Here is a 25295-nt window from a genome sequence, read left to right on the forward strand (position 1 = left end):
ACGAACGACCGTCTCCCCTACCGTCTCCCCGTCACAGCGTCGTGCCGGCCCCGATCCGGTCCAACCACTCCCGCCCGCGCGCACCCAGGTGCTCGCGGGCGGACTGCATTGCGGGCACGTGCTCGCGGTCGCCCGACATCGCCGCCACGACGTCGCGCACGGTCAGCCCGTGCGCGGGACGGTCGAGCAGCTCGACCGGGTCGCCGGCCGCCACCGTGCCCGCCCGCTCGACGCCGAGGTAGGCGCCGGGCCGCCGGGCCAGCGTGAAACGCTTCACGAGCCCCGGCTCGTCGAGGAAGCCCGCGAAGACGCGGCACGGGATGCGCGGGCCGCGCACCACCAGCACCGCCGTCCCGACTCGCCAGCGCTCGCCGACGACGGCGCCGGAGCAGTCGACGTCGGCCAGCGTCAGGTTCTCCCCGACCGAGCCGCGCACGATCGGCCGGCCCAGCTCGGTCGTCCAGAACGCAAGATCGGCCACGGAGTACGCGTACACGGCCTGGTCGGGTCCGCCGTGGTTGTCCACGTCGCAGACCGTGTCCCCGGCGACCCCGGCGGCGTCGACGCGGACGGCGCCTGGAACAGGACGTTTGTCGATCGCGGAACGACCCATACGGCCCGTCCACGCCCCGGTGCGCACCACCCCGACGTTGACCGACTCGACGCGGCCCGTCACCTCCCAGCCCCCATCGGTCCAAACTAACCCGATGAGTTCCGCCCCGTCGGCGGGTCACCACTTCGGTACGGCAACCCCGATCCGAGGAGAGGAGCCTCCGTGAGCACAACGTCGATACCCGACAGCGCGCTGCCGCCGGTCGTCTCGGCAGCGGAGTGGGCCACCGCCTACGAGGCCATGCTGGTCAAGGAGAAGGAGCTCACCCACGCCCGCGACGCGCTCGCCGCCGAGCGCCGCCGGATGCCCATGACGCCGGTCGAGAGCGACCACCGGTTCATCGGCCCGGACGGCGAGGTCGGCCTGCTCGACCTGTTCGCCGGGCGGCGCCAGCTGATCGTCTACCGCTTCTTCTACCAGCCTGATGTCGACGGCTGGCCGGACAAGGGCTGCGAAGGGTGCTCGTTCTTCACCGACCACGTGCCGCACCTGGCGCACGTCAACGTCCGCGACACGACCTTCGTGCTGGTCTCGCCGGCCGACCAGGAGAAGATCACCGCCTTGAAGCAGCGGATGGGCTGGGACGTGCCCTGGTACACCCTGCTCGGCGACGCGTTCAGCAAGGACTTCGGCGTCGACGAGCACTTCGGGCTCAACGTGTTCATCCACGACAACAGCGGCCGGGTGTTCCGCACCTACTTCGTGAACGGCCGCGGTGCGGAGCCGTTCACCCCGACCCGCTCGCTCCTCGACATCACCCCGCTCGGCCGGCAGGAGGAGTGGGAGGACACGCCGGCCGGCCGCCCGCAGGGCACCCCCTACTGGTGGGGCCGCCACGACGAGTACGACTGACGGGTGGTGCGCGGTCGCAGCGTCAGCCGGCCCACTGGCGGGCCATCGGCCTGCCCAGCGTGGAACGCCCGACGCCGAGCCGCGAGGCGGTGTTGGCGGCCGCGGCCCGGGCCTCGTCGAGCAGCACCGCGACCAGCTCGCCCACCGGCAGCTGACGGCCGAGCGGGTAGGCCTGGCCGGCCCACAGGCTCATCGAATCGGGGTCGCCCAGCGCCCGGATCGGCTTCGTCATGTGGTGCAGCTGCGGGTACGCGGCCGGCGCAGCCGACGAGTGCTCGTCGAGGAACGGGTTGCGGATGCCCCGCGCGGGGCGCCCGGTGAAGGCGCGGGTGATCACCGTTTCGGCCTTCGCCGCGGCGAGCGCCGCACGGTGCGCCGGTGTGGTGCCCGCCTCCGGGCAGCGCAGGAACGCGGTGCCCAGCTGCGCCGCCACCGCGCCCGCCGAGAGCACAGCGGCGATCCCGGCGCCGTCCATGATCCCGCCCGCGGCGATGAGCGGGCGGTCGGTGACCGACGCGACCAGCCGCAGCAACGCGACCAGCCCGAACGTCTCGCCGCCCTGCGGGTGCGCGGGATCGTCCGAGTGGACGCCGCGGTGGGCGCCGGCCTCCATGCCCTGCACGACGAGCACGTCGGCGCCGACAGCGGTGGCCACCCGCGCTTCGTCGGGGCTGGAGACCGTCACGGCCACCTCGGACCCGACGCCGTGCAGCGCCGCCACCGTCTCGGCGTCGGGGCAGCCGAACGTGAACGAGACGATCGGCACCGGGTCGGCGAGCAGGAGCTCGAGCTTGCCGGGGTAGTGGTCGTCGTCGTGGATGGGCTCGCCCGGCTCGAACCCGGACGCCTCGAGCCGCTCCCGGTACTGCGCGACCCCCTCGTCGCGACGCGGGCCGGGAAGGAACAAGTTCACGCCGAACGGACGCACCGACAGCCGGTGCACCGTCGCGATCTGCTCGGTGAGCGCCTCCGGCGTCAGGTACCCGCCCGGCAGGAACCCCAGCCCGCCGGCCGCAGCGACCGCGGCAACGAGCTCCGGAGTGCCGACGCCACCCGCGAGCGGCGCAGCGATGACAGGAGACTGCAGCGAGTCGGTCAAGCCCATGCTCCGATGGTGCCTCCGCGCCGGCCGCGGCGTCATCCCACCTGAGAGGGATCACAGGCTGGCCGGGAAAACCGCTGCGCAACGGCGGTGCGGCTGCTACCGGGGCGGCAGCAGCCCTGCTGTGGCGGCGCCCGCGGCCGCATACGGGAACACCGCGAGCAGCAGCGCTGCGACGGCGATCACAACGAGCCGGCGGAACCACGTGCCGCGGCCGCACAGCCACCCCGCGAGGTAGCCGACGATGAGCGGCACGGTGGTCGAGTAGAGCGCCGTGACCTCCGTCGCAGGATCGTCGCCGGGGACGCCCGCAACCGCGGTTACCGCGATCCCGAGCACGACGACCGCGGCGAGGCCGGTCAGCAGGTACGTCCAGCGCCGCTTCGCCCGGCCGGCGAGGATGCCGAGCACCAGCACGACGACGAGCACGCCGCCGGCGACGCCGACCCCTCCCGGTGTGCCCGTCACGCTCGCCGGCCTACTTCTTGGCTTTTGCCGTGTCGGCCGCCGTGGAGTCCGTGGAGAGCGCCGCCACGAAGGCCTCCTGCGGCACCTCGACCCGTCCGATCGTCTTCATGCGCTTCTTGCCCTCCTTCTGCTTCTCCAGGAGCTTGCGCTTGCGGGTGATGTCGCCGCCGTAGCACTTCGCGAGCACGTCCTTGCGCATCGCGCGGATGTTCTCGCGCGCGATGATCCGCGAGCCGATCGCGGCCTGGATCGGCACCTCGAACTGCTGGCGCGGGATCAGCTCGCGCAGTTTGGACGTCATCGCCGTGCCGTAGGCGTACGCGTCGTCCTTGTGCCGGATCGCGGAGAAGGCGTCGACCGGCTCGCCCTGCAGCATGATGTCGACCTTGACCAGGTCCGACTCCTGCTCGCCCGCCTCCTCGTAGTCGAGGCTGGCGTAGCCGCGGGTGCGCGACTTCAGCGAGTCGAAGAAGTCGAAGATGATCTCCGCGAGCGGCATCGTGTAGCGCAGCTCGACGCGCGTCTCGGAGAGGTAGTCCATCCCGCCGAGCTGACCGCGGCGGCTCTGGCACAGCTCCATGATCGAGCCGATGAACTCCGACGGCGCGAGGATGGTGGTCTTGACGATCGGCTCGAAGATCTGCGCGACCTTGCCGGTCGGCCAGTCCGACGGGTTGGTCACGGTCATCTCGGAGCCGTCGTCCTTGATCACGCGGTAGACGACGTTGGGCGCCGTCGAGATCAGGTCGAGCCCGGCCTCGCGCTCCAGCCGGTCGCGGGTGATCTCCAGGTGCAGCAGACCGAGGAAGCCGCACCGGAACCCGAACCCGAGCGCGGCCGACGTCTCCGGCTCGTAGGTGAGCGCGGCGTCGTTGAGCTGCAGCTTGTCGAGCGCCTCGCGCAGGTCCGGGTACTGCGAGCCGTCGACCGGGTAGAGGCCCGAGTAGACCATCGGCCGGGGCTCGCGATAGCCGGTGAGCGGCTTGGTGGCGCCGCGGCGCTGGCTCGTGACGGTGTCGCCGACCTTCGACTGGCGCACGTCCTTCACGCCGGTGATCAGGTAGCCGACCTCGCCGACGCCGAGCCCGACCGACGGCTTCGGCTCCGGGGAGACGATGCCGACCTCGAGCAGCTCGTGGGTCGCGCCGGTGGACATCATCTTGATCCGCTCGCGCGGGGTGATCTTCCCGTCGACGACCCTGATGTAGGTGATCACGCCCCGGTAGGTGTCGTAGACCGAGTCGAAGATCATCGCGCGGGCCGGGGCGTCCGAGTCGCCCACCGGCGGCGGGATCTGGAAGACCACCTCGTCGAGCAGCTCCTCGACGCCGACACCCGTCTTCGCGCTCACCCGGAGCACGTCGTCAGGCGCGCAGCCCACGATGTGCGCGATCTCCGCGGCGTACCGGTCGGGGTCGGCGGCCGGCAGGTCGATCTTGTTGAGGACCGGGATGATCGTGAGGTCCTTCTCAAGCGCGAGGTAGAGGTTCGCCAGCGTCTGCGCCTCGATCCCCTGCGCGGCGTCGACCAGCAGGATCGCCCCCTCGCACGCCTCCAACGCCCGCGAGACCTCGTAGGTGAAGTCGACGTGGCCGGGGGTGTCGATCAGGTGCAGGACGTAGTCGACGCCGTCGGTCTCCCACGGCAGCCGCACGTTCTGCGCCTTGATGGTGATGCCGCGCTCGCGCTCGATGTCCATCCGGTCGAGGTACTGCGCGCGCATGGCGCGCTCCTCGACGACGCCGGTGAGCTGCAGCATCCGGTCGGCCAGCGTGGACTTGCCGTGGTCGATGTGGGCGATGATGCAGAAGTTCCGGATCTGCTCCGGCGACGTGAACGTCTTGTCGGCGAACGAGCTCACACTGTTCCTTCGGGTACGGGTGCCTCCATCGTCCCATGCGTGCCGAGCTGCGACGCCGAACGGGTGAGCCGGTCACCCTCGCTCAAAAACTGATATCATTTTGCTAGCCGCGACCGGCGCGGCACCGGAGACACGAGGGGGCGGGCCATGTCCGCTACGCACGACGTCGAGCCGACCACCGTCCGCATGCCCGATCCGGTGGTGCGCGAGCGGCAGGGGTTCAGCACCAACGGCTTCCTGGGCCTGCTGGCCGGACTGGCGCTGCTGTTCGGCGTGGGAGGCGCCGGGATCGCGGTGGTCAACGCCGGCAGCGCGGCCACCGGCCTCGTCATCGGCACGCTCGGCCTCCTGCTCGGCCTGCTCACGCTGGGCGGGCTGACCACCGTCGCGCCGGGCGAGGCCAAGGTGCTGCAGTTCTTCGGCCGCTACGTCGGCACCGTCCGCGCTGCCGGCCTGCGCTGGGTGAACCCGCTGACCAGCCGCAAGAAGGTGTCGACGCGCATCCGCAACCACGAGAGCGACGTGCTCAAGGTCAACGACAACGACGGCAACCCGATCGAGATCGCCGCCGTCGTCGTGTGGAAGGTCGACGACACCGCACGTGCGGTGTTCGAGGTCGACTCGTTCGTCGCGTTCGTGCACACCCAGACCGAGACCGCCATCCGGCACATCGCCACCAGCTACCCGTACGACGGCCACGCCGGCGAGGAGCTGTCGCTGCGCGGCAACGCCGAGGAGATCACCGAGCAGCTCTCCGCCGAGATCGCGGCGCGGGTCGAGTCGGCCGGCGTGCAGATCATCGAGTCGCGCCTCACCCACCTCGCCTACGCGCCCGAGATCGCCGGCGCGATGCTGCAGCGCCAGCAGGCAGGGGCCGTCGTCGCCGCGCGCGAGCGGATCGTCGAGGGCGCCGTCGGGATGGTCGACATGGCGCTGGCCCGCCTGTCCGAGCGCGAGATCGTCGAGCTGGACGAGGAGCGCAAGGCCGCGATGGTCAGCAACCTGCTCGTCGTGCTCTGCGGGGACCGGGCGACGCAGCCCATCGTCAACGCGGGGTCGCTCTACCACTGATGGCTGAGCGCAAGGGCTTCCTGCTGCGGCTCGATCCGGCGGTCCACGACGCGCTGGCCCGCTGGGCCGCCGACGAGCTGCGCAGCACCAATGCCCAGATCGACTACCTGCTCCGCGCCGCGCTCGCCGAGGCCGGGCGGCTGCCGAAGGACGCCAAGGGGACCCGTCCCCGCGGCCGCCCCCGCGCAGACTGAGCCGGCGCAGTCTGAACGTGCTCGGGCTCAGTCTGTGCCGGGGTCGGCGCGGCGGCGGGCCCGGTGGTTGGCGACGTTGATGCGGTTGCCGCACACGGCGGGCTCGCAGTAGCGGCGCCGGCCCGCCCTGCTGGTGTCGACGAAGAGTCCCGCGCAGGTCGGTGAGGCACACTCGCGGAACCGCGTGTGCCCCAGCGTGCGCAACGTGCCCAGCAGGCCGATCGCGGTGACGAGCGCAAGCAGGTCGGCCGGCCGGGCATCGGGCCGAGACCGCACGCACCAGTCCCACCGCTCGCCGACGACGTGCGACAGGGCCGGGCCGACCCCGCCGCGGGCGACGAGCTCGGCCGCCCGTTCGGCCACGTGCGCCGCGTCGTCCGACTCGAGCAGCTCGCGCAACGCTCCGCGCAGCTCCCGCACCGCGTCGAGATCGCCGGCGGTCGGCTCTTCGGGATAGCGGACGCGGTGCTCGGCGAGGAACCGCCCCAGCGCCGCCGGGGCGTCGAGCAGGTCACCCTTGTGCGGCCACACCTCAGGCGCGGTGTTGACGAGATCGGTCACGACCACCGCACCACGCACGTAATCGTCCAGCGCGACTTGCAAGCCTTACCATCCTCTCCTACGGTAATGGGTGTTCAAGACTATACACCTTTCAAGGGAGGGTCGTGAACACCGCATCGATCGCAACGCGCAAGCCGTCGGCCGCAGTCGTGCTGGTCGGACTACTGGCGCTCTCGCTGAACCTGCGCGCCGCACTCGCCGGCTACCCACCACTGCTCACGGCGGTGCGCGACGAGCTCGGCGTCGGCGCGGGCACCGCGGGGCTCGTGCAGGCCGGCGCGGTGCTCATGATGGCCGCGGGATCGTTCGCCGGCCCGCGCTTCGCTGCGCGGTTCGGCGCCGAGCGCGGGCTCGCCGTCGCAGTCGGACTGGTCGCGGCAGGCAGCCTGGTCCGCGGTGTGCCGGTGCTCGTGCTGCTGATCGCGGGCAGCGTCGTGATCGGGTTCGGCATCGGCGTCGCGGGTGTGCTGCTCACCGCCGTCATCAAGGACCGCCTCTCCACCCGCGTCGGCGCCGTCACCGGGGGCTACGTGGTGGCGATGATGCTCGGCTCGACGGCCGCGAGCGCGCTCGCGGTCCCGATCGCCGTTGCCGTCGGCGGCTGGTCGTTCTCCCTCGCGGTGTGGGCGGTGCCCGCGATCGTCGCCGCGGCGGCCTGGACGGGCATGGTCCCGGCCCGGACTCGCCAGGACGGCGCCGAAACCCCTTCCCCTGCGCCCGCCCGCGCGCATCGCCTGCCGTGGCACGACGGGTTCGCCCGCCTCGCCGCGTGCTACCAGATCGGCACGTCGATGCTGGTCTACGGCTGGCTCACGTGGCTGGCGCCGTACTACGAGAGCCAGGGCGTCGAGCCGGCGCAGGCCGGCCTCCTGCTGGCGGCCTGGAGCATCTCACACATCCCGGGGGCGCTCTTCGTCCCCGCGGTGGCCGATCGCGGCCGCTGGACGTTCTGGGCCGGCCTGATGCTCGCCTCCGTGACCGTCGGGACGCTGGGCGTGCTGCTGCTCCCCCAGCCGCCCGTCGTCGGACCGTGGCTGTGGGTGGTGCTCATGGGGATCGGCTCCGGCGCTGGTTTCCCGCTCGGCCTCACCATGATCACCCGGCGAACGCCCGACAGCGCCGCCAGCGCATCCACCAGCGCGCTCGCCATGGGCGGCGGGTACACCGTCGCCGGCACCGGCCCGCTGCTCATGGGCGTGCTGATCGACGCCGCCGGCGGCGGGCCGCTCGGTTACCACCTGGCGATCGGGCTGCTGCTGGCCGCCGCCGTCCTGCAGGGCGTTGCGATCGCCCGGATCGGCGACGGGTAGCGAGCCCCCCACCCGACCTGCCACTTCCACCGTCCGCGTGTCACCATGACCGCCGAAACGCAGCCGGCGTGTCGGAGCGGCTGCCGCACGGCGAGGAGTCGGGATTCCCTGCCCGGCACATCATGCGGAAACGAGGGCCCGCCCCGGTGTCACCCACGCGCTCGCGCACGACGAGCGACAGGTCGACCGGTTGCGCGCTGGTCGCGGGTCAGGGCACGTGCCGATGCGCCGAGCAGGCTTCCGACCTCACCGAGAGCGAGCTGCTCTCGCGGGCCTCCGCGAAGCTGATCTGGTACCAGCGCGCCAGACCCGCCGGACGCGCGGCCGCGCGGGACGGCCTCGACGCGATGATCGCCGCAGCCCGCGGGACCCGCTCACCGGAGCTGCTCGCCGAGCTCGTCCGGATGGGCGTGATGGCCAGGGTGCTCACCGCGGATCCCGCCGACGCCGCGATGGCGGACGAGCTGCTGCAGGAGCTCAGCGAGCTGGCCGAGACCGAAGGCAGCGCGCGGCGGCGCGGCGAGGCGGCGGCGCTGCGCGCGCACCGGACGGCGGCGTTCGGGCACGGTGAGAACGCGCTCGCCGACACCGCGCTCGCGACCGCGCTGCTCGCGGAGGCCGAACCCGGCAGCGACGACGACCCCGCCGAGTGGCCGCGCCTGATCGCCCGCGCGTACAACAGCCTCGTCATCGTGCTGCTCAAGCTGGGCTCGCACGAGCTGGCCGACGACTTCTCGCAGCGCGCCATCGCGGCGGCGGCACAGTGCGACGACCCGATGCAGCTGCTGATCCACCACCTGAACCGGGTCCGGCTGCAGCTGTCGTGGGCGCTGCAGCTCGAACGCGCCGGCCGCGACGCCGCGGCCGCGACCCGGTTCTTCGGGGCCGCGCAGACCGCGCACAAGGCCTCGAGACTGTGGGGGCCCGCGAACGGCGACCCGGCGATGGCACCGGCGCAGGCCGCGACGGAGTGCTCGATCATCGGCGCGGCCTTCGCCCTGCAACACCCCGACGCCGACCACCTGCCGATGCTCGAGCGGCTGAAGGAGCGGGCCCAGTTCACGCTCGACCGGATCGTGCTGGCCATCGCCACCGCGCGGTCCCACCTTGCGGCCGGCGCTCCTGCGGCCGCCCGCCGGGTGCTCTCGCCGGTGCGCGAGGCCCTGCACGGCGACACCTCGGAGACCGTGCTCGCGCTCGCGCTGCACCGCGAGTTCGCCCGGGTCGCCGCCATCGTCGAGGGCTCGGCTGCGACCTCGGAGGTGCTCGCCCGCTACGTCGATGCGCTGGAAGCGGAGCTGTGGGCGCTTCGCGAGGCCCGGATCACGGCGTTGCGCAGCCACTCCGAGCACCACCGCCTCGCGAGGGAGCACGGCGCGGTCGCAGCACAGGCGATGCAGGACCCCCTGACGTCGCTGCCCAACCGGCGGGCCCTCGACCTGCACCTCGCCGAGTCCACGAGCTCCCCCGCCACGCAGCCATGCGCCGTCGCGCTGATCGACCTCGACCGGTTCAAGGACGTCAACGACGTCCGCTCGCACGCCGCCGGCGACTCCGTGCTGCGCGAGGTGGCCGGCTGTCTGCGGACCGTCCTGCGCAGCCAGGACCTCGTCGCCCGCTACGGCGGCGACGAGTTCGTCGTCGTGATGCCGTCGACCCCGCTGCCCATTGCACGAGCCGCGCTGGCCAGGGCCGCCGAGGCCGTCGCGGCGCTGCCGGCCGAGCTCGCGGCGGGCGTCACGATGTCGGTCGGGGTGGTGCGGGCACCGCTCGGCGGCGACCCGGCCGTGGCGCTCTCCGCCGCCGACGCCGCGATGTACGTGGCGAAGCGCGAGGGCGGCAACACCGTGATCAGCGGAACCGTCCCGGCGCCGTCGGACAACGCCGACCGGCGCTTCCGGTTCATCCCGACCACGCACTAGCGCTCCACTCGCCGGCGCGGGCGACGTACTGTCGGCTCGTGGCATCGACGCCGGCGCAGCCGTCCCTACGCGGGTGGGCGACCGTCGGGGCGGCGTTCGTCTCGATGGCTGTCGTGTTCGGTGTCGGCTACAGCTTCGGGTCGTTCTTCGCACCGATGGCAGCCGAGTTCGGCACCGGGAACGGCGCCACCTCCGTCGTGTTCAGCATCACAGCGTGCGTCTGGTTCCTGCTGGGCTCGGTGAGCGGGCGGATCGCCGACCGCGTCGGGCCCCGACCGGTGCTGCTCGTCGGCGCGGCAGCGCTCGCCGCCGGCCTCCTGCTCACCTCGCTCGTGCACGAGCTGTGGCTGGGCTACCTCACCTACGGCCTCGGGGTGGGCATCGCCGTGGCCTGCGGGTACGTGCCGATGGTCGCCGCCGTGGGTGGGTGGTTCCACGAGCGGCGCGCGTTCGCGCTGGCCATCGCGATCGCCGGGATCGGCATCGGGACGCTCGTCGGCGCACCGCTCGCCGCCGCGCTGATCGACGCTCTCGGCTGGCGCACCACCCACGTCGTCTACGGGCTCGCCGGCGCCGCGCTGCTGGTGCTGTGCGCGCTCGTCGCGAGCCGCCCGCCCGAGCCGGAGGGCGAGCCGGCGCTACCGCTGCGGCGGTTGATCTCGACGACGGCCTTCCGGTCGATGTACGCCGCGACGTTCCTGGCGGCGCTCGGGCTCTTCGTCCCGTTCGTGTTCCTACCCAGCTACGCGGTGTCGATCGGCGTGTCGCCGGTCGCCGCCGCGACGCTGGTGGGCGTGATCGGCGTGGCGAGCGTCGTCGGGCGGCTCGCCATCGGCGCGCTGGCCGACCGCATCGGCCGCATCAGGACGTTCATCGCCAGCTTCGGCGTGCTCGCGCTCAGCTTCGTGTTGTGGCTGTTCGGGGGCTCGTTCCCGGTGCTGGTCGCGTTCGCCGTGGTGCTCGGGATCGGGTACGGCGGCTGGATCGCGCTGCAGCCCACCGTGCTCGCGGAGATCTTCGGCGTGCGCGGGCTCGGCGGCGTGGTGGGGCTCGTCTACACCGCCGCCGGGTTCGGTGCGCTGCTCGGCACTCCGCTCGCCGGCCTGCTGATCGACACCACCGGGACGTACGGCTGGGCGATCGGTGCCGCAGGCATCTGCGGCCTCGCCGCGTTCGCGAGCCTGCTGCCACTGTCCAGGGTCGATTTCCGGGCGGCGGAGCAGCGCTGTTAGCATGGAAAGCCGAGCGCCCGGCGTGCTCGCACGATCCACCCGCCGCCGGAGCCAAGACCAGTCCAGCGGCAGGAAGAAACTCGAGGCATTCGCGTGGCCAACATCAAGTCCCAGATCAAGCGGGTCAAGACCAACGAGAAGCGCCGGCAGCGCAACAAGTCGGTGCGTTCGTCGGTTCGCACCGCGGTGCGCCGGTTCCGCGAGGCAGCGGAGGCAGGCGAGACCGAGAAGGCCGCCGAGCTGCAGCGCGCCGCCAGCAGGGCCCTCGACAAGGCGGCCAGCAAGGGCGTCATCCACAAGAACCAGGCCGCCAACCGCAAGTCGGCGATGGCCAAGCGGGTCACCGCCGCCTCCTGAGCGCGGCCGACCTACGACATCCAACGGCGCCACCCGAGCGGGTGGCGCCGTTGTCGTGTGCGGTCAGCGGCGCTCGCGCGCGGCGCACATGCGCTCGACGGCACGCTCCAGGGCGTACTCGGGGTCGGCAGCAACACCCTTGACGTCGGCGTTGACCTCCGCCGCCGCCGCGAAGGCGATGGCCAGCGACTCCGGGCGCCAGTGCCGCACCTGTTGCTGCGCCTTGCGGATCTTCCATGGCGGCATGCCGAGCGTCTGCGCGAGCCGGTTCGGGTCGCCGCGGCCTGCGGAGCCGACCTTCGCGAGCGTGCGCACGGCGTCGGCGAGCGCGTCGGCGACGAGCACGCTCGGCACGCCGAGCACCTGCGCCCATCGCAACGCCTCGAGCGCACCGGCCCGGTCGCCCGCGACGACCTTGTCGGCCACCGCGAACCCGGACGCCTCCGCCCGACCGCGGTGGTAGCGGCGCACCGCCTTCTCGTCGACGTTGCCCCCGGTGTCGGCCACCAGCTGGCTACTGGCTGCCGCCAGCTCGCGCAGGTCGGACCCCACGGCCTCGATCAGCACGCCGACCGCCGCCGGGGCGATCTTCCCGCCGACCCGTCTGACCTCGCTGCGCACGAAGTCTGCCCGCTCCTCGTACCGCGTGATCTTGTTGCAGGTCGTGACCGCGGCCCCGCCCTTGCGCAGGGCGTCGGCCAGCGCCTTGTTGCGCGCTCCACCGGCGTGCACGACCACCAGCACGATGCCCTCGGCCGGGTCCGACGACTGCTCGATGATCGCGGCGGCGAGCTCCTTGCCGACCTCGTGGGCGGCCTGGAGCACGATCACCCGGGCCTCCGCGAAGAGCGACGGCGACAAGCTCTCCGCCAACTCGCCGACCGTCAACTCGGCGGCGCGGTAGCGACGCAGCTCGGCAGCCGGGTCGGCAACCCGTGCCTGCGCCACGACGGCCTCGACTGCACGCTCGACCAGGAGTTCCTCCTCGCCGACGACGAGCTGGACGGGCGAAAGGCTCATGGCTCCCATGCTCGCGCACGGCCCCGACACGACGTGACCCGGCTCCCAGATCGTGGGCGGCCCTTGGGACGAGCGTGGGAGGTGCCGTACGGTGAAGGTCAACCGTGGGCCCCTGTGCCAGCGGAACAACTGAACATGGCTCATCCAGAGGGGCAGAGGGAACGGCCCGTTGAAGCCCCGGCAACCGGCGAAGCGCACGTCATGCGCTCCGATCACGGTGCCAATTCCGACCCGCGCGGTGCGGGGAAGATGAGGAGACTTCAAATGACCCTGACTGCTGACCTCTCGGCGTCCACCTCCTTCGATCTCGGTCCGGCTCGTGCGCTTTCCTGTCGCGAGTGCCGCCACCAGATCCCGCTCGCGGCCGAGTTCGCGTGCCCCCAGTGCTTCGGCCCGCTCGAGGTCGCTTACGACTTCGGCACGGTGACCCGCGAGTCCATCGAGGCCGGACCGAAGTCGATCTGGCGCTACCAGCAGCTGCTCCCGGTGCCGTCGAACGTGCGCGAGCACCCCAACACCGAGCCCGGCCTCACCCGCCTGATCAAGGCCGACCGGCTCGGCGCCGAGCTGGGCATCCGCAACCTGTGGGTCAAGGACGACACCGGCAACCCCACCCACTCCTTCAAGGACCGTGTGGTGGCCGTCGCGCTCGCCGCTGCCCGCGAGCTGGGCTTCACCGTGCTGTGCTGCCCCTCCACCGGCAACCTCGCCAACGCCGTCGCGGCCGCGGCGTCGCGCGCCGGCTGGGACTCCGTGGTGCTGATCCCCTCCTCACTCGAGCAGGCCAAGGTGCAGATGACCGCCGTGTACGGCGGCACCCTGCTCGCCGTCGACGGCAACTACGACGACGTCAACCGGCTCGCGACGGAGCTCGCCGCCGAGCACGAGGACTGGGCGTTCGTGAACGTGAACGTCCGCCCCTACTACGCCGAGGGCTCCAAGACCCTCGGATTCGAGGTCGCCGAGCAGCTCGGATGGCGCCTCCCCGAGCAGGTCGTGATCCCGGTCGCCTCGGGATCGCAGCTGACGAAGGTCGACAAGTCCTTCACCGAGCTCGGTGCGCTCGGGCTGGTCGAGCCCACCCCCTACAAGATCTTCGGCGCCCAGGCGACCGGGTGCTCGCCGGTGTCGAAGGCGTTCGCCGAGGGCCACGACGTGATCCAGCCGGTGCGGCCGGACACGATCGCCCGCTCGCTCGCCATCGGCAACCCCGCCGACGGCCCGTACGTCCTCGACACGACCCGCCGCACCGGCGGTGCGGTGGCCGACGTCTCCGACGAGGAGGTCGTCGCCGCGATCCGGCTGCTCGCCCGCACCGAGGGCGTGTTCGCCGAGACCGCGGGCGGGGTCACCGTCGCCACCACGAAGAAGCTCGTGGAGACGGGACAGCTCGACCCCGACGCGGAGACCGTCCTGCTGATCACCGGGGACGGCCTGAAGACCCTCGACGCCGTAGCCGACCAGGTCGGCCCCACCGCCACCGTGCCCGCCACGACGAAGGCGGTGCGCGCGGCGCTGGCCGACCGCGCCTGACACAGCGCCTGCCGCTGGGCCTGACACCGGGACACCGGCGCCGGCGGGCCGGTAGCGGGTCGCCCCGCGCGACCAGCGCCAGCCCGCCTGCGCCGCCGATCACGGCCAGGTCACCCGAGAGATCGGTGCGCCGGACCCTCGCACCGGCGCGTTCGAGCTCGCCGAGCAACCGCAGGTTCGGGTGCCCGTAGCGGTTGCCGGCGCCGACGCTGACCAGGACCGTCCTGGCGCCCACCGCTCTCAGGAACGCGCTCGAGGTGGAGCGGGACCCGTGGTGCGGAAGCTTCAGCACGTCGGCCTGCAAGCCGGCACCGGCGGCGAGCAGGTCGGACTGCGCGGCCACCTCGGCGTCGCCGGTCAGCAGCACCGTGCCGGCCGGCGTACCCAGCCGCAGGACCAGCGACCCGTCGTTGACCGCCGCGCCGTCCTCCGCGTCGACCTCGCCCGCGGGGTGGACGGGGCCGATCACGTCGACCGTGAGAGCGGGCCAACGCAGTCGGGTGCCCTTGGCCAGCGCGACGAGCGGGGCACGGGCGTCGGCGGCGGCCTTTCGCACCACACCCAACGCCCATCGCGGCTCGTGCACCGGTCCGAGTGCGATCGCGCCGACACCCCGCCCGCGGACGGCGCCGGCGATCCCGCCTACGTGATCGGCATGGAGGTGGCTCAGCACGACCATCGCGAGGTGGTGCACGCCCAGCCTGCGCAGGCAGGCATCGACGAGCCCCTCCTCCGGCCCGGCGTCGACCAGCACGGCCCAGCCCGGAACGCCCGTCGCGAGGACGATGGCGTCGCCCTGCCCGACATCGCACGCCACGACGCTCCACGCCTCCGGCGGCCACCCCGGCGGCCGCAGCCTGCTCGGCACCAGCACCAACGCAGCCCCCACGGCGAGCGCGATCATCAGCGCGCGCACCGCACGGGAGCGGGCGAGCGCCACCACCACGACGAGCACGCCGACCAGCAGCAACGCACCGACCACGCCCTCCACCCAGGGCAGCGTCGCCCCCGGCACGGCCGCGGCCTGGTCGGCGACGAACACCAGCCACCAGACGGCAGGAGTGCTCGTCCACGCGACGGCCGTGGCGACCGGGGCTCCGAGCGGCGAGACCAGGGCCGCGAGGACCCCGAGCACGGTCGCCGGCGCGACGGCGGGCGCGGCGAGCAGGTTGGCGACGACGGCAACCAGGTTGAGCTCCCCGTTGAGCCCGGCGACGATCGGCGCGGTAACGACGAACGCCGCCACCGAGACGGCGAGCGCCTCCGCGGGCCAGCGGGCGAGCCCGCGCTGCTGCAGCCTGCGCGCCCAGCCGGGGGCGAGCAGCACGAGCGCGGCCGTCGCGGTGACGGAAAGCGCGAACCCGACGTCGACGGCGAGCGACGGATCCACCACCAGCAGCACCAGCACCGCGGCCGCCAGCGCCGGCACCGCCGCCCGCGACCGTCCTGCGCCGAGCGCGAGCAGCACGATCGCAGCCATCACCCCGGCCCGCAGGACACTCGGCGACGGGCGGACGAGCACGACGAACCCGACGAGGGCAACCGCGCCCACCCCTGCCGCGAACCGCGGACCGGCCCCCAGGAGCGTCAGAAGCCCGACCACGGCACCGCTCACGATCGCGAGGTTCGCCCCGCTGACCGCCAGCAGGTGGGTGAGCCCTGCGGCGCGGAAGTCGGCTTCGACCTTGGCGGAGAGCACCGACGTGTCGCCGACCGCCAGCCCCGGGAGCAGCCCGGCCCCCGACGGGGTCAGTGCGGCCGCCGCGGCCTCGCGCAGCCCGGCGCGCAGTGTGGCCGCCACGCCCTGCCACCACGGCGGCGCGAGCACGTGCTGCGGAGGCCCCCGGACGCGCAGTACGGCGATCGTCAGGTCGGCCCGGTCGGCGGGCACGAGCAATCCTTCCGCGGTGAGCGCCTGCCCCGGTAGGAGGCCGTGCCAGCCCTCGTGCGGGGCCAGCAGCACCACCGAACCGCCGAGCGTCCAATCAGTGTCGTCGGCGCTCGCGCCGGTGAGGGTGGCCGGTACCACGACCATCGACGGTTCACCAGTCTGCGAGCCATAGGCGCTCGCCCGCACGGCTCGGGGGTCGTCGTCGACCACGACGTGGAGCGTGACCGCGGCGCCGCGATCGGCGAGGGCCCGCAGCGGGTGGAGCCCGACGGCGAGCGTGTGCGCCACGATCACCAACCCTGCCGCAGCGGCACACCCGGCAGCCGCGAGCAGCCACGGCCGGCGACCCTTCCACAGCGCGATCGCAGCGACCACGCCGGCGCCGGCCGTCGCGACTCCCCCACCGACCGGGCCGAACCCCAAGCCCATCAGCATCACCGCCCACACGGCGAGCGCCGCGGGCACCAGCCGCATATCGGGACCACGGCGGGTGGGCTCTTGCATCGGCTGGGTGCGCATCACACCGTCACCAGCCCGCGCAGCTGGCCGAAGCGGCGCTCGCCGATGCCCTCGATCTCGCGCAGCTGCTCGATCCTGGCGAACCGTCCGTTGTGGCTGCGCCATTCGACGATCCGCTCGGCGGTGACCGGACCGACGCCCGGTAGCGCGTCGAGCTGCTCGACCGACGCCACGTTCAGATCGATCTTCCCCATCGGTCGGCTGCCGCGCGCACCGGTGGCCGCAGGGGGTGTCCCGGCGGATGCCACAGCGGCCTCCGCAGCCTCGATGGCCGGCGGCACCCCGACCGCCACCTGCTCGCCGTCGGCGAGCCGGCGGGCGAGGTTGACACCCGCGAGGTCCGTGCCGGGCAGCGCACCGCCGGCCGCGGTGATCGCATCGGCGACCCGGGCCCCCTCGGGGACCTGGACCAGCCCCGGGCGCGCCACCTTGCCGGACACGCTCACCACGAGCGGACCCGGCGGCGACCCGGCCGACGGCTCGCCCGACGACCCGGTCGGCGACGGGTCCGGATCGGAAGCCGGCCGCGTCATCGCCTGCTCCGCTACGGAGACGGCCGGCAAGGCCGCAACGGGCTCAGCCTGCGGACGCCCCGACCAGACCGCGATCACCACGGCGACCGCCGCGATCGCGGCCGCGACGACCAGCGCTGCCGCACCCGGCCGGCCCGGATCGAGCCGGGCACCGCATAACGCCGATGGGACGAACCTTCGCAGCCCGCGCGGAGGCGGCTCAGGAGGCAGCTCCAAACGCGGCGGTGGCACCGGCTCGTCCGATGGTGGGCCGCTACCCCCTCCAGCGGATGGGAGCGCAGATGGCCGCAGGGAGGAGAGCCGGTCGGATGAGAGGAAATCATGTCGAGGCACGTCTTCGACGCTAGGACCTCCGGCCGCCTTCGGACGGACGATCCGAGAACTGTGGACAGTTCACCTCCGATGTGGACAACTTCGGCGGCGCACCCTGGAACTGTCGGTCCCCAACCGCATAATGCGCCGCCCCGCGCCTTTCACCGGGCAACGCCGGTGCAGGGCCCGCGAAACCCCTGGACCCGGGACTGTCCGCGTCAGGCGAGGGTGCGGACCGAGGACGGCCCCGACGTGGGTGAACGGCAGTCGTGGTTGCCCGTGGAGCCGGACGCGTGGAAACGGGCATCCGGACGGCACTGATCGCGCTGTTCGGGCGCGAGCCGAGCGGCAAGGGCCGGATGACCGACCGCATGGCGCTCTTCCGTCATCGGTGACGAGCGCTACACGAAGGCGCCGCCGCTCCTCCCGACCAGGTTGCGCCGCAAGCTCGCGTCCCGCTGGTAGGAAGGCTCGCGGCTCAGCTCTTCGGCACCACCACGACGCCGAGCAGCCCGAGCCCGACGTGCGCGCCGATGACCGCGCCGATCTCGGAGACCAGCAACCGCGAGACGTCGAGCCGTTCGGTGAGCCGCGCGGCGACCTCATCCGCGCGGGCGGCGGCGCCGAGGTGGTGCACGGCCAGGTCGACCGGACCGTCGCGCACGGCCGCGACGGCCAGCTCGACGAGCCGCTGTGCCGCGCGCGCCGTGGTGCGCACCTTCTCCAGAGGCACGATCCGCCCCTCGCTGACGTGCAGCAACGGTTTGACGGCCAGCGCGGTGCCGAGGAACGCGGCGGCGGCGCCGATCCGTCCGCCGCGGCGCAGCCGGTCGAGGGAATCGACGCTGAAGAACACCCGGCACCGCGCTGCGACGTCGGTGGCTGCGGCCTCGACGGCTGCGCCGTTCTCCCCCGCTTCCGCGGCGTCGGCGGCGGCGAGCACGGCGTAACCGAGGCCCATCCCGGTGGCGCGGGAGTCGACCACCCGGACCCGACCGCCGCCGACCTCGTCGGCAGCCATCCGCGCGGCCTCCCACGTGCCCGAGAGCTCGCGGGAGAGGTTCACGCAGACCACATCGGTCGCGCCCTCGGCGAGCGCCTCGCGGAAGCACTCGGCGAACTCCGCCGGTGTCGGCCGGGAGGTCTGGACGTCCAGGTGGCGGTCCGCGAGCGCGGCGGTGAGGGTCTCCGACTCGATCTCGACCTCACGCGCCACCGCCTCACCGAGCCTGACCTCGAGCGGGACGACGCGGATCCCTCGCTTCTCCGCAACACCCTGCGGGAGGTACGAGGTGGAGTCGGTGACAACAGCGACGGGCACGACGTCGCACCCTACTGCCCGCAGGTCACTCGTTGGGTACCAACGGCCGCAACAGCTCCGCGCATGCGCCGCCGACGGCCGCGTGCCCGGCCCAGCCCCAATGCATGCCGTCGGGGTTGCCTGCACCGCTCAGGACGTGCTCGGCGACGAGCGCGCGCAGGTCGAGCAACCCGACGTCGTTGGCCTGCGCCCACGCACGCGTGGCCCGTTCGGCGGCGGGCCGGCCGGCGTGGACGCCCCGGTACTCGCTCGCGCGGTGCACCGGCGGCAGCACCGCGACCACCGGGACGTCCGGCCTGATGGCGAGCACCGCGGAGCGGCACAGCTCCAGATAGCGCACCGTCAGGTGCGGCGGCAGGGCGACGGGGCCGCCGCCGGGCAGCCGGGCGAACACGCTGGCCGCTCTCGGCTGCGCCCGCCGGTACCCGGCGCGGACCGCACGGCGCAGCGGGTCGGGCCGCAGTGCCGGGATCAGCTCGCGCAGCGCCGTTGGCAGCGGCGACGGCAGCGTGTCCATCCCGCCGACGCCCAGCACCAGCGCGTCGACGTGCGGCATCAGCGCCCACACCCGGGGGTCGTGGGTGAGCGCGTGCCATGCGTGCCGTGCGGTCCAGCCGATGCCGGCGACGAGCTCCGCGCGGCCCCCGAGCGCGGCAGCGGCGACGTTCGGCCACAGCCCCGGCTCGTCGGCGGGCTCGGCCCGCTCCGGGCCGTGGAACGCCAGCGAGTCGGCGAGCACGAGCAGAACGGGCCGGGCTGCTGTCATGCGCGGACCGTCACGCCCCGGCGCCGACGTTGTAGCCGGCAAGCCTCCAGCGGGGGTGGTCGTCGCGACGCGCGAGCGCGGCCCACCGGCAGTTGCCGACACCGCCGATCGACGGCCACGCCGATGTCGGGAGCGCCAGCATCGCGCTGACCAGCCCTGCGATCAGCCCACCGTGCGCCACCAGCACCACACACGTGTCCGGGCCGTCGGCGAACTCGTCGTCCAGCTCCTCGACGACGGGCCGCGATCTGCGTACGACCTCGAGGCGCGACTCACCACCCGGCGGAGCCCAGGCGGGATCGGAGCGCCAGACGGCGATCGCACCCGGCCAGGCCTGCTCGATGTCGGCGACAGTCTGGCCCTGCCACTCGCCGAGGTGGGTCTCCCGCAGGCGCGGGTCGAGCTTGACCGGCAACGACGTGGCCGCCCCTACGACGTCGGCGGTGTCGACGGCCCGCTTGAGGTCGGAGCTGATGATCAGATCGGGGGCCAGCCGTGCGATCTCGGGCGCGACGGCGGCGGCCTGGGCCCGCCCGCTGTCGGTCAGCATCGAGTCGATGTGGCCCTGCATGCGGCCCGCGACGTTGTAGTCGGTCTGGCCGTGCCGCAGCAGGACCAGCCGGCGCAAGCTCACTACTCGCCGCCCTCTGCGGAGCCGCCCTCTACCGCGCCGACGACGGCTTCCGGGAAGTCGATGCGCGGGCAGTCCTTCCAGAGGCGGTCGAGCCCGTAGAACCCGCGCTCCTCCGAGTGCTGGACGTGCACGACGACGTCGACGAAGTCGAGCAGGACCCATCTGCCCTCGCGGGTGCCCTCGCGCCGGGTCGGCTTCGAGCCGTGCTCGCGCAGCTTCTCCTCGACCTCGTCGACGATCGCCTGCACCTGCCGCTCGTTCGGTGCGGAGGCGATCACGAAGCAGTCGGTGATCACCAGCTGTTCCGAGACGTCGAGAACGACGATGTCCTGGGCCTTCTTGTCCGCTGCCGCGGCCACGGCCACGCGGGCGAGGTCCAGCGCCTGATCGGTTGCGGTCACGCTGGCATCCTCATCGCCGACATCTCCACCATCGAGCCCTCTCCCGGTCGGCCCGGCGGGCGACCCGTAATCGCTCCAGTGTCCCAGCGCAGGGAAACCCTTTCCCCGCGGGGTGGCAGGTCAGCGGTACACGCCGCACTCGGAGATGTGGGGAACGCTGGAACTCTCCAGCATCCCCGGGCGGTGCTCGAAGAACTCGATGATGGCGCTCGCCTGGGTGCGGTCACGGTCAAGGGCGAACCGGCGGGCGGGCCTGGTCTCCAGGGCACCGATCCCGCGAGCGAAGACCGGGAATGCCGAATCGCACCCTCTGTAATCCCTACGGGGTGTCCGGGAGTCGTGTGCGGCTCTGGCGAGCGCTCGCGTACCGGGTCGGGGTCGACCGGTCGACGGTCGGCCGCTGGGAGGCCGGGGAGACCGACCCGCAGCCGTGCGTACGGCGCAAGCTCGCAAAGCATCTCGGCGTCACCGCACAGGAACTACTCGATGCGGGGGATGGCTGTCTCTGCTCGCCGCGACGCTGCACGTCGACCTGGAGCAGCAGGCCGCCGCGGTAGCGCGGCTGCGCACCGCCGGCTCTCTCGCCCGCGAGAGCGGTAACGACGAGATCCGGGCGTGGACCCTGGAGACGGAGGCGTGGCGGGTGCGCACCCTCGGGGAGTACGCGCAGGCCGCGAGCCTCTCGCAGGGCGCGCAGCAGCTCGCACCCGCGGGCTCGTCGGCGCTGATCCAGGCGGCGAAGGCGACGAGTTACACGGTGACGACCCTCTCGTGGGCCGGTGACCCGGCGGCGGTCGACTGCGCCCGCGAGATGATCAACCGGCTGTCACCGAACGACCCGCACGGCGGCCGGCCCCGCCGGCTCGCCTCCGCCCGGCTCGATCCGCGGGTAGCGGGGCCGCACACGCAGCTCCCGCACCGGTCCCGGTGGCAGGTCAGCGGTACAAGCCGCGCTTCGAGATGTACTGCACCACGCCGTCGGGCACGAGGTACCAAACGGGATGGCCCTGCTCGACCCTGCGCCGGCAGTCGGTCGAGGAGATCGCCATCGCCGGCACCTCGACGAGCGTGACGGCGCCGTCGGGCAGGTGGTCGTCGCCCAGCTCGTACCCGGGGCGGGTGACCCCGATGAAATGTGCCTTCTCGAACAGCTCCTCGACCTTGTGCCAGCTGAGGATCTGCGCGAGCGCGTCGGCGCCGGTGATGAAGTAGAGCCGCGAGTCGGGCCGCTCGTCGTGCAGGTCGGCGAGGGTGTCAGCGGTGTAGGTGGGCCCTTCGCGGTCGATGTCGACCCGGCTCACCGTGAAGCGCGGGTTGGACGCCGTGGCGATGACCGTCATCAGGTAGCGGTCCTCGGCGCGGCTCACCTCGCGCTCCGTCTTCTGCCACGGCTGCCCCGTCGGCACGAACACGACCTCGTCGAGGCCGAACCGGTCGGCGACCTCGCTGGCCGCGACCAGGTGTCCATGGTGGATGGGGTCGAACGTCCCGCCCATCACCCCGATCTTGCGATGCACCCGCGTACACTACTTGCCACGTCATCGGCGCTGGTAGGCGTGCCGGAACTGGATGCTGATGCGTGCCCCGGCGGCTTTCGTCTTGGGCACGGAGTGCTGCCAGGTGCGCTGGCACGAGCCGCCCATCACGAGCAGGTCGCCCGGGCCGGGGAGGAACCCGACGCTGGTGCCGCCGCCGGTGGGGCGCAACCGGAAGGGCCGCACGGCACCCAGCGAGACGAGCGCGACGACGGCCTCCGGCAGCTCGCGGGCGACGCGGTCGCCATGCCACGCGACGCTGTCGGCACCGTTGCGGTAGAGGTTGGCCCCAACCTGGGAGAACGTGACGCCGTACCGCGCACCGAGCAGCCCGGCCATGCCGTGGAGCACGTCCGGCGGCGCTGGGCCGTCGTCGAGGTGCCACCGGTGGGTGAGCCGCGGTTCGGGGACGATCCGCTCGTACATCCGCACCTCGCGCCCCGTCCACGGGGTCTCGTGCAGGAGCTGCGCGAAGAGGACGTCGGCGCCGGTGCACCAGCCGGGCACGAGGTCGAGCCACGCGCCCTCCCCGAGCTCATGGCGGCGCAGCCCGCGGAACGTCCCGTCCGCCGCGGCGACAGGGCTCTCGTCGAGGAGCGACGGCTGCCACGCAACGTCGAAGGCCATGCCCGGACGCTAACACGGAATCGAACATCAGTTCGATGTCGATCAGCCGGCGGTCAAGGCTCCGGCCAGGAAGTCCAGCTCACGACGCATGCCGGCGGAGCCTTCGCCCTCGTGCCGGGCCACCGAGTGGCGATAGCTGAGCGCCGACGCGAGCAGGAAGGCGGCGCTGTCGACGTCCGCGCGGCTCGCGCACTGCGGCACCGCCGCCACCATCACCGCCCTGATCTGGTCGATGATCCGCTCGAACCGCGCCTGCAACGCCTCCAGCACCGCCGGGTGCGTGTCGGCCTCCCGCCAGAGCAGGTGCGAGAGGACGGCCGACGAGTCGAGCTTGCGGTCGAGCACGTCGACGAGCCGGTGCAGGCTCTCGGCGATGTCTCCCGGCACCACGACGCCGTCGGTGGCGATCCGGTCGTCCGGCAGCCGCTCGACGAGCGCCTCCAGCAGGTCGGGCTTGCGCTTGAAGTAGTAGTGCACGAGCCCTTTCGGCACACCGGCCCGCTCGGCGATGCGTGACGTCGGCGTCGCGTCGAAGCCCGACTCTGCGAACAAGGCTTCCGCCGCCCCGAGTATGCGTTCGCGGGCGGGCTCGTCGGCGGGCGAGGTCATGGGCGCTCCATCGCTGTCATCGCGTCCATGATGGCGCCAACGCGAAACGGCCGCGGCTCCCGAGCCGCGGCCGTTCGGTGGAATCTCCGGCTGGTACTGCAATCAGTGCGAGCTCGCCAGGCCCCTGTGCTCGGCGGTCGCCGCAGGCACTGCCACGGCTCCCACGACCACAGCCAGCACGCCCGCGATCCACGACGTCCAGGACGCCCCGCCGAACGCGCTGTACCCCAGCACCCACGGCGAGATGAACAGGAGCACGCCGAGCACGACGTGCACGTACTCACTGGCCACCGAACCCGGTGCCGCCAGCGACCACAGCCCCGACGCGGCGAGCAGCACACCGAAGACGATCAGGGTCCACAGTGCGGCTGCGTTCGTTGCCACGACGATCGGCGAAAGAGCCGTCAGCACACCGATCACGAGTGCCGCCCAGTCCTGCCAGCGGTGCCATGTCCTGTTGGTCATCGCTACCACCTCCCCTTTCCGAAGGACCCTCTGATCATGCGCTTGACTGGCCGCCCGGTCAAGCCTGGTGACTGATAGATCGCACCCGCCCCGACCAGGGAATAACCGCGGTTCAGACCGGCAGCAGAGCCTCCACCACATCGGCCAGCTGACCGGCCGTCCGGCACTCGTGCATCGGCAGCACGTCGGCGTACCGGAGGGCGGCGGAATCGCCGCTGCCCCACTGCCGACGCGGCTCCGGGTTCAGCCAGTGCGCGTGGCGGGCGGTGCCGACGAGCCTGCGCAGCACGGCGAGGTTCGGGTCGCGGTAGTTGGTGCGGGCGTCCCCCAGCACCAGCAGCGACGTCTTGGAGGTGATCGCCTCGCCGTAGAACTCCGCGAAGCTGCCGAACGAGCCGCCGTAGTCGCTGTGCCCGTCGAACGCGACGAGGTCGGCCTCACGCAGCACCCGCTGCATCACCCCGGCCAGCTCCGCGCCAGGCGCGAACAGGTGGGTGACCTCGTCGGCCCGCTCGACGAACGCGAAGACCCTGACCTTGCTGAACTGCTCCCGCAACGCCTGCACCAGCAGCAACGTGAAATGGCTGAACCCGGCCACCGAGCCGGAGACGTCGCAGAGCACCACCAGCTCCGGTCGACCCGGCCGGCGCGTGCGGTAGGCGGGGCGCATCGGGACGCCACCGGTGGACATCGAACGGCGCAGCGTGCGCCGCATGTCGAGGGTGCCGCGCTTGGCGTGCTTGCGGCGCACGGCCAGCCGCGACGCGAGCCGCCGGGCCAGCGGGTGGACCGTGCGGCGCAGCTGCGCCAGCTGCTCCGCGTACGCCGAGAGGAACTCGACCTGCTCGACCTGCTTGGGCACGGCGGTCTTCGCGACGGTGTCGCGGCCGCGGATCTCGGCGGTGCGCCTGCGCACCTCGTCGGTGATCATCTTGCGGAAGGCCGCGATGCGGTCCCTGATCTCCCTGCGCAGCACCTCGTCGGCGAACGGGGTGGACTCGTCGTGGCCGGCCTTGAGGTCGTCCATGATCCTGGCCAGCAGCGTCTCCGGCGAGAGCATCCGCAGCGCCTGGTACGCCGACCAGCTCGGTTGCCCACCAGCTCCCCTGATCCCGATGCCGGACGCCCCGGAGCGGCCGAGCGCATCGACGACCGCCCGCGCGAGCTCGGCGAGCGCGTCGGTGTCGCCGTCGCGCAGGAGGTCGGCCAGCACCTCGCGCAGCGAGTCGATGTCGACGGGGCCGTCGTCGGTGTCGTCGACCCGTGGGACCTCGACGTCGCTCGCGCCGGCGCCGAGCGCGGCCGGGAAGTACAGCTCGAAGAGGGTGTCGAACGCCTGCCGCTGGCCCGACCGGCGCAGGAGCGCGGCGGCGAGGCCTTCCTTGACGTGCTCGCGGTGGATCAGGTCGAGCGCGCTCAGCACCTCGGCCGCGTCGACCGTCTCACCGGGCCCGACGGCGACCCCGTGCTGTCGCAGCGCGGCGACGAAGTCGACGAGGTGCCCCGGCAACCCGTGCTCCGGCGCGATCCGCGCGGTCTCCTCCACGGGCTCATCATGCCTGCCCGATCGGCCCCGCGCGCGGCTC

26 protein-coding genes and 1 riboswitch are annotated in these 25295 nt (G+C 72.7%); of the genes, 9 read left to right on the forward strand and 17 right to left on the reverse strand.

Annotated features, from left to right (window positions below; genetic code table 11):
• Positions 1–31 precede the first annotated feature (31 nt).
• On the reverse strand, positions 32–676 hold the full coding sequence (locus LL648_RS14345) for an MOSC domain-containing protein (protein ID WP_232663013.1): 645 nt from the start codon (positions 674–676) through the stop codon (positions 32–34).
• A 99-nt stretch (positions 677–775) separates the two neighbouring features.
• On the opposite strand from LL648_RS14345, the gene LL648_RS14350 reads away from it, so the two are divergent.
• A complete protein-coding gene (locus LL648_RS14350) occupies positions 776–1465 on the forward strand; it encodes a DUF899 domain-containing protein (RefSeq protein WP_308190321.1) in 690 nt (229 codons plus the stop codon).
• A gap of 22 nt (positions 1466–1487) precedes the next feature.
• Here LL648_RS14350 and LL648_RS14355 read toward each other — a convergent pair whose 3' ends face one another.
• From LL648_RS14355 to lepA, 3 genes are all read right to left on the reverse strand, one after another.
• Positions 1488–2570 carry a nitronate monooxygenase gene (locus LL648_RS14355; RefSeq protein ID WP_374112039.1) on the reverse strand — a complete coding sequence of 361 codons (1083 nt, stop codon included), beginning with the start codon at positions 2568–2570 and terminating at the stop codon, positions 1488–1490.
• 96 nt (positions 2571–2666) lie between these two features.
• A complete protein-coding gene (locus tag LL648_RS14360) occupies positions 2667–3035 on the reverse strand; it encodes a hypothetical protein (RefSeq protein ID WP_232663014.1) in 369 nt (122 codons plus the stop codon).
• Between the two features lie 10 nt (positions 3036–3045).
• Positions 3046–4896, reverse strand: coding sequence for a translation elongation factor 4 (gene lepA / locus LL648_RS14365; RefSeq protein ID WP_232663015.1), 1851 nt, complete (start codon positions 4894–4896; stop codon positions 3046–3048).
• Between the two features lie 147 nt (positions 4897–5043).
• On the opposite strand from lepA, the gene LL648_RS14370 reads away from it, so the two are divergent.
• Together LL648_RS14370 and LL648_RS14375 are read left to right on the forward strand one after the other, a co-directional pair.
• Complete coding sequence (locus tag LL648_RS14370; protein WP_232663016.1) at positions 5044–5967, forward strand: SPFH domain-containing protein; 924 nt, start codon at positions 5044–5046, stop codon at positions 5965–5967.
• Complete coding sequence (locus tag LL648_RS14375; protein ID WP_232663017.1) at positions 5967–6161, forward strand: hypothetical protein; 195 nt, start codon at positions 5967–5969, stop codon at positions 6159–6161. The genes LL648_RS14370 and LL648_RS14375 overlap by 1 nt, the downstream gene beginning before the upstream one ends.
• A 27-nt stretch (positions 6162–6188) precedes the next feature.
• Here LL648_RS14375 and LL648_RS14380 read toward each other — a convergent pair whose 3' ends face one another.
• The gene (locus tag LL648_RS14380) at positions 6189–6764 is read right to left on the reverse strand and encodes a CGNR zinc finger domain-containing protein (RefSeq protein ID WP_232663018.1); all 576 of its coding nucleotides are present in this window, start codon (positions 6762–6764) and stop codon (positions 6189–6191) included.
• Between the two features lie 62 nt (positions 6765–6826).
• Here LL648_RS14380 and LL648_RS14385 point away from each other — a divergent pair, with 62 nt between their 5' ends.
• From LL648_RS14385 to rpsT, 4 genes are all read left to right on the forward strand, one after another.
• The gene (locus LL648_RS14385) at positions 6827–8032 is read left to right on the forward strand and encodes an MFS transporter (RefSeq protein WP_232663019.1); all 1206 of its coding nucleotides are present in this window, start codon (positions 6827–6829) and stop codon (positions 8030–8032) included.
• Positions 8033–8178: 146 nt separating this feature from the next.
• Positions 8179–9954: a GGDEF domain-containing protein gene (locus tag LL648_RS45205; protein ID WP_232663020.1), complete on the forward strand. Its 1776-nt coding sequence runs from the start codon at positions 8179–8181 to the stop codon at positions 9952–9954.
• 38 nt (positions 9955–9992) lie between these two features.
• Positions 9993–11186, forward strand: coding sequence for an MFS transporter (locus LL648_RS14395; protein ID WP_232663021.1), 1194 nt, complete (start codon positions 9993–9995; stop codon positions 11184–11186).
• A gap of 93 nt (positions 11187–11279) precedes the next feature.
• A complete protein-coding gene (gene rpsT, locus LL648_RS14400; protein WP_232663022.1) occupies positions 11280–11543 on the forward strand; it encodes a 30S ribosomal protein S20 in 264 nt (87 codons plus the stop codon).
• A 63-nt stretch (positions 11544–11606) separates the two neighbouring features.
• Here rpsT and holA read toward each other — a convergent pair whose 3' ends face one another.
• A complete protein-coding gene (gene holA / locus LL648_RS14405; protein WP_374112040.1) occupies positions 11607–12572 on the reverse strand; it encodes a DNA polymerase III subunit delta in 966 nt (321 codons plus the stop codon).
• Between the two features lie 128 nt (positions 12573–12700).
• Positions 12701–12819, forward strand: a riboswitch (SAM riboswitch).
• Positions 12820–12827: 8 nt separating this feature from the next.
• On the opposite strand from holA, the gene thrC reads away from it, so the two are divergent.
• The gene (gene thrC, locus LL648_RS14410) at positions 12828–14096 is read left to right on the forward strand and encodes a threonine synthase (protein ID WP_232663024.1); all 1269 of its coding nucleotides are present in this window, start codon (positions 12828–12830) and stop codon (positions 14094–14096) included.
• Here the strand turns inward: thrC and LL648_RS14415 are convergent.
• The 6 genes from LL648_RS14415 to rsfS form a co-directional block, all read right to left on the reverse strand.
• A complete protein-coding gene (locus tag LL648_RS14415; RefSeq protein ID WP_232663025.1) occupies positions 13984–16461 on the reverse strand; it encodes a ComEC/Rec2 family competence protein in 2478 nt (825 codons plus the stop codon). The two genes, thrC and LL648_RS14415, sit on opposite strands and share 113 nt — an antisense overlap.
• A 44-nt stretch (positions 16462–16505) precedes the next feature.
• Positions 16506–17270: a ComEA family DNA-binding protein gene (locus LL648_RS14420; RefSeq protein WP_232663026.1), complete on the reverse strand. Its 765-nt coding sequence runs from the start codon at positions 17268–17270 to the stop codon at positions 16506–16508.
• 559 nt (positions 17271–17829) lie between these two features.
• Positions 17830–18672 carry a DegV family protein gene (locus tag LL648_RS14425; protein WP_232663027.1) on the reverse strand — a complete coding sequence of 281 codons (843 nt, stop codon included), beginning with the start codon at positions 18670–18672 and terminating at the stop codon, positions 17830–17832.
• 25 nt (positions 18673–18697) lie between these two features.
• A complete protein-coding gene (gene octT / locus LL648_RS14430; protein WP_232663028.1) occupies positions 18698–19438 on the reverse strand; it encodes a diglucosylglycerate octanoyltransferase in 741 nt (246 codons plus the stop codon).
• Between the two features lie 10 nt (positions 19439–19448).
• Positions 19449–20072, reverse strand: coding sequence for a histidine phosphatase family protein (locus LL648_RS14435; RefSeq protein ID WP_232663029.1), 624 nt, complete (start codon positions 20070–20072; stop codon positions 19449–19451).
• Positions 20072–20473: a ribosome silencing factor gene (gene rsfS, locus LL648_RS14440; protein ID WP_232663030.1), complete on the reverse strand. Its 402-nt coding sequence runs from the start codon at positions 20471–20473 to the stop codon at positions 20072–20074. The genes LL648_RS14435 and rsfS overlap by 1 nt, the downstream gene beginning before the upstream one ends.
• A gap of 293 nt (positions 20474–20766) precedes the next feature.
• Here rsfS and LL648_RS14445 point away from each other — a divergent pair, with 293 nt between their 5' ends.
• Entirely contained in the window at positions 20767–21030 is a 264-nt protein-coding gene (locus LL648_RS14445; RefSeq protein ID WP_232663031.1) for a helix-turn-helix domain-containing protein, read from the forward strand.
• 378 nt (positions 21031–21408) lie between these two features.
• Here the strand turns inward: LL648_RS14445 and nadD are convergent, their stop codons facing one another.
• From nadD to LL648_RS14470, 5 genes are all read right to left on the reverse strand, one after another.
• On the reverse strand, positions 21409–21990 hold the full coding sequence (gene nadD / locus LL648_RS14450; RefSeq protein WP_308190322.1) for a nicotinate-nucleotide adenylyltransferase: 582 nt from the start codon (positions 21988–21990) through the stop codon (positions 21409–21411).
• A 21-nt stretch (positions 21991–22011) separates the two neighbouring features.
• Positions 22012–22635 carry an alpha-ketoglutarate-dependent dioxygenase AlkB gene (locus LL648_RS14455; RefSeq protein ID WP_232663032.1) on the reverse strand — a complete coding sequence of 208 codons (624 nt, stop codon included), beginning with the start codon at positions 22633–22635 and terminating at the stop codon, positions 22012–22014.
• Positions 22636–22677: 42 nt separating this feature from the next.
• The gene (locus tag LL648_RS14460) at positions 22678–23244 is read right to left on the reverse strand and encodes a TetR/AcrR family transcriptional regulator (protein ID WP_232663033.1); all 567 of its coding nucleotides are present in this window, start codon (positions 23242–23244) and stop codon (positions 22678–22680) included.
• A gap of 102 nt (positions 23245–23346) precedes the next feature.
• Positions 23347–23709: an SPW repeat domain-containing protein gene (locus LL648_RS14465; RefSeq protein WP_232663034.1), complete on the reverse strand. Its 363-nt coding sequence runs from the start codon at positions 23707–23709 to the stop codon at positions 23347–23349.
• Between the two features lie 112 nt (positions 23710–23821).
• The gene (locus LL648_RS14470) at positions 23822–25255 is read right to left on the reverse strand and encodes a vWA domain-containing protein (protein ID WP_232663035.1); all 1434 of its coding nucleotides are present in this window, start codon (positions 25253–25255) and stop codon (positions 23822–23824) included.
• Positions 25256–25295 lie beyond the last annotated feature (40 nt).

Origin of the sequence: Pseudonocardia sp. TRM90224 (assembly GCF_021245725.1) — a bacterium.
Taxonomy (GTDB): Bacteria; Actinomycetota; Actinomycetes; order Mycobacteriales; family Pseudonocardiaceae; genus Pseudonocardia.

What these genes read in the sequence shown, in the direction of transcription:
- LL648_RS14415 (WP_232663025.1), bottom strand. Translation starts at nt 16,461, where the DNA reads ATGCGGCTGGTGCCCGCGGCGCTCGCCGTGTGGGCGGTGATGCTGATG.
- holA (WP_374112040.1), bottom strand. Translation starts at nt 12,572, where the DNA reads ATGGGAGCCATGAGCCTTTCGCCCGTCCAGCTCGTCGTCGGCGAGGAG.
- thrC (WP_232663024.1), top strand. Translation starts at nt 12,828, where the DNA reads ATGACCCTGACTGCTGACCTCTCGGCGTCCACCTCCTTCGATCTCGGT.
- LL648_RS14355 (WP_374112039.1), bottom strand. Translation starts at nt 2,570, where the DNA reads ATGGGCTTGACCGACTCGCTGCAGTCTCCTGTCATCGCTGCGCCGCTC.
- LL648_RS14375 (WP_232663017.1), top strand. Translation starts at nt 5,967, where the DNA reads ATGGCTGAGCGCAAGGGCTTCCTGCTGCGGCTCGATCCGGCGGTCCAC.
- LL648_RS14455 (WP_232663032.1), bottom strand. Translation starts at nt 22,635, where the DNA reads ATGGCCTTCGACGTTGCGTGGCAGCCGTCGCTCCTCGACGAGAGCCCT.
- LL648_RS14370 (WP_232663016.1), top strand. Translation starts at nt 5,044, where the DNA reads ATGTCCGCTACGCACGACGTCGAGCCGACCACCGTCCGCATGCCCGAT.
- octT (WP_232663028.1), bottom strand. Translation starts at nt 19,438, where the DNA reads ATGACAGCAGCCCGGCCCGTTCTGCTCGTGCTCGCCGACTCGCTGGCG.
- LL648_RS14460 (WP_232663033.1), bottom strand. Translation starts at nt 23,244, where the DNA reads ATGACCTCGCCCGCCGACGAGCCCGCCCGCGAACGCATACTCGGGGCG.
- LL648_RS14445 (WP_232663031.1), top strand. Translation starts at nt 20,767, where the DNA reads ATGCCGAATCGCACCCTCTGTAATCCCTACGGGGTGTCCGGGAGTCGT.
- LL648_RS14465 (WP_232663034.1), bottom strand. Translation starts at nt 23,709, where the DNA reads ATGACCAACAGGACATGGCACCGCTGGCAGGACTGGGCGGCACTCGTG.